The sequence below is a fragment of the Novosphingobium sp. B-7 genome (assembly GCF_000410615.1).
GTDB classification, from domain to species: Bacteria; Pseudomonadota; Alphaproteobacteria; order Sphingomonadales; family Sphingomonadaceae; genus Novosphingobium; species Novosphingobium capsulatum.
In genome coordinates, this window is record NZ_KE148425.1 from 1 (window position 1) to 230 (window position 230).

Genomic DNA, 230 nt, shown 5'->3' on the forward strand with positions numbered 1-230 from the left:
CGATCTTGTCCAGTGGCTGGGGGGGGGGGGCCGCGCGCCCACTGGCGCCGTGCCACCGCCTGGCTGATCGCACTGCCGGCGCGGGTGCGCGGCTGGTTTCCCGATCGCGAATTCTTCATGCGGGCGCAGGGGCAGGTGCGCTTCATCCGCGTATCGGGCCGCCTGCAGATGGGCGTGGCCGGCGTGGTGGTGCTGGCGCTGCTGCTGTGGCTGGGGGGGGGGGGCCCCGA